Source organism: Deinococcus sp. Leaf326 (genome assembly GCF_001424185.1).
In the GTDB taxonomy this organism is placed as follows: Bacteria; Deinococcota; Deinococci; order Deinococcales; family Deinococcaceae; genus Deinococcus.
Genome location: NZ_LMOM01000094.1, coordinates 1 through 1,985 on the forward strand (window position 1 = coordinate 1; position 1,985 = coordinate 1,985).

The following is a 1,985-nucleotide window of genomic DNA, read 5'->3' on the forward strand; positions in this document are numbered from 1 at the left end:
AGAGCGGCACGCGCTCATCATCGAGCTGCCTAAGAGCCTGGATGCCTCGCTGTTCGGCGAAGGCGAGTACACCTTGGAGGTGCTGCGAGGCAAGCTCAGTCGTCTCAAGCTCAAAGAGCGCGACCAGGATGCCCTGGCCGGTCAGCAGCTTGAGGAGGAGTCAGAGATCAGCTCACCCCAAGCGTGAGGAGCCAAAAGAAGAGGCCAGGGGGCAACCCTCTGGCCTCTAGATCAGCCTGAGCTCAGGCGCACTCAGGGCAGGGCTGATCATCGGTCGGACGGGGCTGAGTGGGGGGGATAGTCATATTCATGCGGGGTATAGTTTACCAAGTCACTGGGCTGACGTGTCTCTAAGGAGTTATTTGCGCAGTACGACATTTTGATCCCCTAGGAACATGACTCGCAGGCATGTTCCTAGTTTTACTAGGGCTGCTACTCGCGCGCCTGTTCCTTCTTCAGAAGCTGATCGTCAATGGCATCTCGCGCCTCTCCGACAAACACCTCGATTTCCTCCTCGTCTTGTGCCATTACAGGACCCAAGTAGGGCTTGTCCTGAATATAAATAAGGATTTGCTGAAAGTGGCCTTCTTCTCCTATACCCCGCACAATCTGATCTTCAGCCTTCATAACCTTGATAGTGAGTCCCTTGTGGATTTCGGTGTGTAGGATCATGCTGCAGTCTAGATCGTCACACCCGCATACGGGCCAATAGATGCCTCATCTCAAACCGGAGGATTTGCCCGCGCGACTCGGTTGGGCTTGATCTACTGCTCAAAGTCCTCCAGGGCATTCAAGGGATGCAGCCGGTCAGGCACGCAGCTCCCCAACTTCTCCAAGGTGATTGAGTCGATTGAGGACGTCCCAATCCGTGGGCCCAACGGTCTACAGTAAGAGGTCACGCCTCTGTTGACAGCGGCTGTGGCATGAGTGGTTGAGACGGCGGCCACGCCCGGATAATGCAGGCCGCCTCGCGGAGCGTGATAGCCGTCTGCCCCAGGAGATGCTCCCCTTGACGCACGAGTGGCCAGGTGGACTGGATACCCAGGAGGCGCAGGCCAGACTCTAGTTTGTCCTGAGCGTGGTGGGCATCGTTCAGGCGGAGGTCGTACACACCGGCCAGCGGTGCCATCAGATCACGAGCTGGGTCTGCACCTATCTGGGTGGCTAGCGCGCGTTGCAGGGCGGTGCGGGTCCCAGGCCTGTTCTCGCCTTTCTTGAGGGGTGGGCCATGCTTTAGTAACAGGTCGAGGTCCATGGATTCCAGCACGACCCGTGTCACGTCCTTTGCCAGGACGTAGAGGTCCGTTTGTTGCTGCACGCGGAAGCGGTGGCAGCCCTTCATAAGCGCTGTGATGGTGTCCGTCAGGCGAATTACTGGCTGTCCCCACGCGGTGGTCGCGGCCTCATTCAAATCCTCCACAGCAAGGGACAGCATGACCTCGGGGGCGAGCGTCTCTGCAGGCCGAGTATGGACCTGGGAGGCCAGCAGTTCTGCACTCACGCGACCATTCGGCCGGACAGCGTGCGAGGCGAAGATCAGTTGAAGCCAGTTCGGAAGCCTCGCCACGTCCTTCCCGTAGATATTGATGAGGCCCAGATCATTTACCCCGAAGTGCAGGCCGTGTTCTGGACTGGGCACCAACGATCCGGTGTCCTGCGTGTACCAGTGCAAGTGACTGTCGCGCAGGGCGAGGGCAACAGGCACCAGGCTGGGATGGAACCACAGCCAGTACCCGTCTCCGGATTTCTTCAGGGGTTGCGTGGGGCCGGTCGCATCGACGGGGAACTGAACATGCTGGGGTTCTGGATCGTCGCGTACGCGGTAACTGATGCCGTGAGGAGCAATCCATTCGTTGCGGTACCGCTCGCTATTGATCCGGTGGTAATGCTCCAGAGATGACTTCCAGAACCTGACCCTTGTGATGCGAGGGACGAGCAGACTGGAGATCACCATGGGAAAGCAGAGAAAAGTCTGGAGCACAGAC

General features: G+C 58.5%; 2 protein-coding genes and 1 pseudogene. 1 reads left to right on the top strand and 2 read right to left on the bottom strand.

Going from position 1 to position 1,985, the window contains the following annotated elements; translation table 11 throughout:
* A pseudogene (locus ASF71_RS24630) lies at positions 1 to 187 on the top strand (MBL fold metallo-hydrolase); the annotation flags it as partial.
* A gap of 245 nt (positions 188 to 432) precedes the next feature.
* Here ASF71_RS24630 and ASF71_RS21490 read toward each other — a convergent pair.
* Entirely contained in the window at positions 433 to 672 is a 240-nt protein-coding gene (locus ASF71_RS21490) for a hypothetical protein (protein ID WP_056303963.1), read from the bottom strand.
* Positions 673 to 895: 223 nt separating this feature from the next.
* Positions 896 to 1,985, bottom strand: a 1,090-nt coding sequence (locus ASF71_RS21495) for a hypothetical protein (RefSeq protein WP_235514685.1), incomplete at its 5' end; no start/stop codon positions are given.